At 30.1% G+C, this 6,466-nt stretch carries 4 protein-coding genes; all 4 read left to right on the top strand.

Annotated elements, in window-relative coordinates:
• A partial coding sequence (locus A9758_RS07530) for a hypothetical protein (protein WP_158005510.1) occupies window positions 1-367 on the top strand: 367 nt, incomplete at its 5' end.
• Between the two features lie 114 nt (window positions 368-481).
• Window positions 482-1,696 carry a CapA family protein gene (locus tag A9758_RS02070; protein ID WP_011406508.1) on the top strand — a complete coding sequence of 405 codons (1,215 nt, stop codon included), beginning with the start codon at window positions 482-484 and terminating at the stop codon, window positions 1,694-1,696.
• Between the two features lie 158 nt (window positions 1,697-1,854).
• Window positions 1,855-4,008, top strand: a complete 2,154-nt coding sequence (locus tag A9758_RS02065; RefSeq protein WP_011406507.1) for a Tex family protein — start codon at window positions 1,855-1,857, stop codon at window positions 4,006-4,008.
• Between the two features lie 230 nt (window positions 4,009-4,238).
• Window positions 4,239-6,341 (top strand): acetate--CoA ligase alpha subunit, encoded by a 2,103-nt coding sequence (gene acs, locus A9758_RS02060; protein WP_011406506.1) that lies wholly within the window; start codon window positions 4,239-4,241, stop codon window positions 6,339-6,341.
• Window positions 6,342-6,466 lie beyond the last annotated feature (125 nt).

Genomic DNA, 6,466 nt, shown 5'->3' with positions numbered 1-6,466 from the left:
AACTGCAGGAGCACATAAATATACATTTAAATTTACTAACAACACAATGTATAAAGATTCACAGGTAGTAAAATCAGTTACTATTAGTAAAACAAAAACATCAATAAAACTAAGTACAACAAGTAAAACCACAACAAACACAACACTTGTTATAGATGTATGGGATACTAAAAATATGCCAGTTAAAATAGGAAGTGTAAATGTAGTATATATGGGTAGTGTAATTGCAAGTGCTAATTTAGTAAATGGACAAGCAAAAACAACTCTTAAATTACCACAAGGTTCACAAAAACTCACAGTAAATTACTTATCTAATGATATTTATGCCCCATCTACAGTAAATGGTACTATTACAATAAAACCATAATTATTCTCCTTTTATTTTTTTTTAAATTAGAAATTATTTATTTTAACATAGATTTACTCTAGTAGTAAATATTATAATGCTATTTTTCACATAAATATAATCTAGTGAAAATATATGAGTAACTCAAATAAGAAAACTAATAAATCCACAGTATCTAATAATGGAATACTACACTCATTGTCAAAAATTTCCCTAAAAAAGAGATTAATAATTCTTGTAGTATTATTTCTAATTTTATGTGGACTTTTAATGGTACATAATCCTTTTACATCAAATAACTCATTAAATATTGGAAGTAAGAATGTAGATAAGGGTAATTTATCCATAACTGTAACAGGGGATGTGATGTTTGGACGTAAAATGCCTAGTGTTCTCTCAAGTGGTGAAAGTCCATATAGATATGTTAGTAACATAACAGGACAGTCTGATATTCTACTAGTAAATACTGAAAATCCATTTACAAACAGTGGAAATGCTCTAAAACCAGATGTACCACTTAAAGCAGATCCTGAATATGTTAGTTTAGTCAATGGTACTAACTACACTGTAGTATCTGCAAATGCTAATAATCATGTTTTTGATTATGGTATAGAAGGTATGAGAGATTCTATTAAAAATCTTAATAATGCAGGAATAATACATATTGGAGCAGGAGAAAATAAACAAGAAGCAACTCAACCTGCAGTTATTGAAAAAAATGGACATAAAGTTACAATATTCAATTATATGGATAGTGATAATTTTAAGGAATATAGTAGTGATGTAATGCCAGTAGCTGGAGATTCAAGTCCTGGTTATTCTGCATGGGATGATGTTGAATCAGCAAAACAGATAAGTGCTGCAAAAGAAAATGGTTCTGACTTTATAATAGTATATATGCATTATGGTAATGAATATAGTAGAAGTCCTAATCAAATGCAAGAAAAAATATCCCATAAAGCAATAGATGCAGGTGCAGATACAGTTGTAGGATCCCATACCCACGTAACTGAGGGTATTGAAATGTATAATGGAAAACCAATCTTCTATAATCTTGGTAATTTCATATTTGATCAAAGTAACACTGCAACACATAGGGCATACTTTGTAAACTTCCAAATTACTGGAGATAATGTTACATCAGTAGTATATCCTGTTGATATAAATGGATATCTGCCACATTTCATGTCTAGTAGTGATGGTAGGTCATTACTTGAGCAATTAAATCCACAATGTCCACAAATGAAAATTACAGATGATGGTACAGGAGAGTTAAGTTTTTCATTAAATAGTACTGAAAACTATACTTCTCCCCATCTTTTTAATACTTTTTTTAGTAACTTGGAATAGATTTATAATATTTCCTAGATATAATTATATATGAGAAATTCAAATTAAGTGGCTATTTGATAGAGTATGTATTTAGAAAAATCATAATTAGTAACAACACTTTCTTTTTAAAACATTTATGAAAACATACATTTTATTTAATAATAAGGATTGAAACAATGATTGATATAGAACAAGTAATAGCAAATGAATTAAATATTAAACCATGGCAAGCAAATGCTGCAATAAGTCTTATTAATGAAGATAATACCATACCTTTCATTGCAAGATATAGAAAAGAAGCAACAGGAGGATTAGATGATGAAATTCTACGTAAATTAAATGAAAGATTAACATATCTTCAAAAACTTAATGAACGTAAGAGACATATTCTTAATAGTATTGAAAAACAGGGAAAATTAACTCTTGATTTGGAAAATGAAATAAATGATGTAGAAACACTTGTTGAATTAGAGGATTTATATAGGCCATATAAACAAAAGAAAACTACACGTGCAGCAAAGGCAAGAGAAAAAGGTTTGGAGAAATTAGCTCTAACAATATATGATCAGAAAATGGATTGTTCTATTGACACTGAAGCTCAAAAATACATAACAGATGAAGTACCAACAATAGAAGATGCAAAACAAGGGGCAAACGATATTATAGCCGATATTATATCGGATAAAGCATCATTTAGAAGATTTATAAGGGATATTAGTATTAAAAAAGGAAAAGTTATAGTTGAATCAAAAAATAAAGAGGAATCATCAGAATATGAAATGTACTATGATTATTCTGAGAATATCTCAGACATACCACAACATAGAATCTTAGCAATAAATAGGGGTGAGAATGAAAACATATTAAAAGTTAAATTAGAAGCACCACTAAAGAATATTCAATACTTCCTAGAGGATGAAGTATTAATAAATTATTCAAAAACACCAGAGGCAATGGAATATAATAAATACACAACAGAATTCATTAAAAAAGCAATAAAAGATTCATATAAACGATTAATAGCACCAGCAATAGAAAGAGAAATAAGAACAATACTAACTGATGTTGCAGAGGATAAATCAATAAAAGTATTTAAGAAAAATTTAGAACAACTATTGATGCAACCACCAATAAGAAATAAAGTAGTACTAGGATGGGATCCAGCATTCAGAACAGGTTGTAAACTAGCAGTAATAGATGAATATGGAAAAGTATTAGACACCTCTGTTGTATATCCAACCCAACCACAAAATAAAATAACTGAAACAAAAGATGTTGTTTTAAAATTAATAGATAAATACAACGTTGATTTAATAGCACTAGGTAATGGTACTGCTTCACGTGAATCTGAGAAGATAATTGCCGATATTATAAAAGATACACAGGTTAAATACGTGATAGTTAATGAATCTGGTGCATCAGTATATTCAGCAAGTAATCTTGCAAGGGAAGAATTTCCAGATTATGATGTAACAGAACGTGGTGCAATATCAATTGCAAGAAGATTACAAGATCCACTAGCAGAACTTGTAAAAATCGATCCAAAATCCATTGGTGTGGGACAATACCAGCATGATATGAATGCTAAAAAACTTGATGAATCACTTGAAGGTATTGTTGAAAGAAGTGTAAACAACGTTGGAGTTGACCTAAATACTGCATCAGCAACACTTATGGAACATGTTGCAGGAGTATCTAGTAAAATTGCTAAGAATATAGTGGAATATAGACAAACACATGGTTTATTTGTTGATAGAAATCAACTATTAAAAGTACCAGGTATTGGTGCTAAAACATTTGAACAATGTGCTGGATTTATGAGAATATACTCACCAAAGAATGTGTTAGATACAACATGTGTTCATCCTGAATCATATGATACTACACTTGCACTTCTTTCAATCTATGGCTATGACTTAGATGATGTAAGAAATGGTGGAGTGAATATTGAAGTTGATGATATTGAGAAAATGGCTAATGAGTTAGATGTTGGAGAATGGACATTAAGGGACATTATTGATGAACTTAGAAAACCAGGACGTGATCCTCGTGAAAAATTAGATGCACCACAACTACGTAGTGACGTGATAGATATTGAGGATTTAGAAGAAGGTATGATTTTAGAGGGTGTTGTTCGTAATGTTGTAGATTTTGGAGCATTTGTTGATATTGGAGTACATCAAGATGGTCTTGTTCATATATCAGAACTTATTGAAGATAAGTTTGTAAGACATCCAATGGATATTGTAAATGTGGGGGATATTGTTGAAGTAAGAGTTTTAAGTGTTGATATAGAACGTAGTAGAATAAGCCTATCTATGATTCTATGATAATATTAATATATGATGAAGGCTTCATATAAAAGATGTAAGTATATATACTTATAAAAATAGATATACTATTATACTTTAAAAAGAATAATTTATCATGATTATTCATTTAGAATATATTTTTTTAAAAGAAATGAAAAAAGGGATTAAGTATACTTTTTAAAACTTACCTAAATTTCATATTCAATTTTTTTATATAAAAAAATAAGACAACTAGTGGAGTAATTATTATGAAAGATCTCACTGGGTTATTTAATCCAAAATCTATAGCCGTTATAGGCGCATCAAGTCAAGAAGGAAAAGTAGGTTATATTATAACTACCAATCTCATAGAATGTGGATATGGAGGTAATATTTATCCAGTAAATACAAAAACTGATGGTAAATTATTAGGATTACCTGCATATAAAACAGTAAGTGAAATTGATGATGATAACATTGATTTAGCAGTAATATCAATACCTGCAAGATTTATAAACCAAACATTAGAAGAATGTGGTCAAAAAGGTATAAAAAATATTATTGTTATAACAGCAGGTTTCAAAGAAGTTGGTGGAGAAGGAGCAAAACTTGAAGATGAAATGGCAGAAATTGCTAAAAAATACGACATGAATATTCAAGGTCCAAACTGTTTAGGAAGTCTTGATACAAACACACCAATGAATGCATCATTTGCACAACTCTCACCTAAAAAAGGAAACATAGCATTTGTATCCCAAAGTGGAGCTATGACTGTGGCTATTCTTGATTGGAGTGTTTCAGAAGGTATAGGTTTCAGTAAAGTAGTGAGTTTAGGAAATAAAGTAGATGTATCAGAAATAGATTTAATAGAATACTTAGCTACTGATGATCAAACAAAAGTTATATTATGTTACTTAGAAGGAATTAGTGACGGTGAAAGATTCCTTGAAGTAATGAGAAGAGTAACAAAAATAAAACCAGTAGTAATTCTTAAAGCAGGATCAAGTCAAGCTGGAGCAAAAGCAGTATCTTCACACACAGGAGCACTTGCAGGTAATGATTCAGCATTTGATGCAGCATTTGAAAACTGTGGTGTAATGAGAGCACGTTCAATGAATGATTTATTTGATTATGGTTTAGCATTCTCTAAATCATCATTACCAACAGGTAAAAAAGTAGCAGTAATTACAAATGCTGGTGGTGGAGGAGTATTAACAGCAGATAAAATAGAAGACATTGGTCTTGAATTAGTAGATTTAACTGATCAAACAAAATCTGAACTTAGAGCTGTTATTCCAGATGAAGGAAGTGTAGAAAACCCTATTGATGTATTGGGTGATGCTCCTGCAGATAGATATAAAGCAACATTAGATATCTTATTAGAAGAAGATGATATAGATAGTATTATTATTATGGCATGTCCAACAGCATCATATGACTCAGAAGGTGTGGGAAATGCAATAGTGGAAGCTAAAGGAAAAACAGACATACCAATACTTGTTGTAAATATGGGTGGACCTACATTTAATGAAGAAAATATATTACTAAGAGAAAATAATATTCCAGTATGTGTATTCCCAGAAACAGCAGTAAATGTACTTAAAGCATTAGAAAGATATCATACAATTCAATCAGAAGATCAAGAATCATGTATTGATAAAGTACAAGATACTGATAAAGAAGAAGCTGCAAGAATCATTGAAGAAGCTAAACAAAAAGGTAGAGATGCACTTCTTGGTAGTGAAGCATACCAAGTTGCAAAAGCATATGGAATCTCTGCAGCACCAATAATACTTGCAACAACAAAAGAAGAAGCAGGACAAGCAGCAGAGGAAATGCAATACCCTGTAGTACTTAAAATAGCTTCAGATAAAATCTTACACAAAACAGATATTGGTGGAGTAGTAGTAAATATTAACTCTAAACAAGAAGCTGAAGATACATTTGAACAAATCATGGCAAGTGCAAAAGAAGCACATCCTGATGTAGTACCTGATGGTGTTGAAGTACAAAAAATGATGCCTAAAGGACATGAAATCTTAATTGGTATGCTTCGTGATGCACAATTTGGTCCAATAATAGGATTTGGTATGGGTGGAATCTATGTAAATCTTATTAATGATGTATGTTTCAAATTAGGTTCTGGAATTAGTGATGAAGTAATTGATGATCAAATTGACAGTACAAAAATAAGTAAATTACTTAAAGGATATCGTGGAGAAAATCCAAGTGATATTGAAGCTGTTAAAGACACTGTAAAACGTGTAACAAAATTAACTCTTGACTTCCCAGAAATTTTAGAGTTAGATATAAACCCAGTGTTTGTATATGAAGATGGATGTAGTGCTCTAGATATTAAAATTAAAATCTAGATTCTCATCCTTTTATTTTTTTATAATCTTTTTTTTATAATGTTTAATTAGTTTTTTATAATCATTTTTATATACTGTTTAATTATAATTATTATTTTCCTTGTATTTTTCAGATTCAGATTCAA

The sequence above is a fragment of the Methanosphaera sp. A6 genome (genome assembly GCF_001729395.1).
Lineage (GTDB): Archaea > Methanobacteriota > Methanobacteria > Methanobacteriales > Methanobacteriaceae > Methanosphaera > Methanosphaera stadtmanae.
The sequence above is the reverse complement of the archived record's forward strand: the minus strand, read 5'-3'. Positions and strand labels throughout refer to the sequence as shown.

Bases quoted from the DNA above. Each gene is read 5' to 3' on its own strand.
- A9758_RS02065 (WP_011406507.1), top strand. From the start codon at position 1,855: ATGATTGATATAGAACAAGTAATAGCAAATGAATTAAATATTAAACCA.
- acs (WP_011406506.1), top strand. From the start codon at position 4,239: ATGAAAGATCTCACTGGGTTATTTAATCCAAAATCTATAGCCGTTATA.
- A9758_RS02070 (WP_011406508.1), top strand. From the start codon at position 482: ATGAGTAACTCAAATAAGAAAACTAATAAATCCACAGTATCTAATAAT.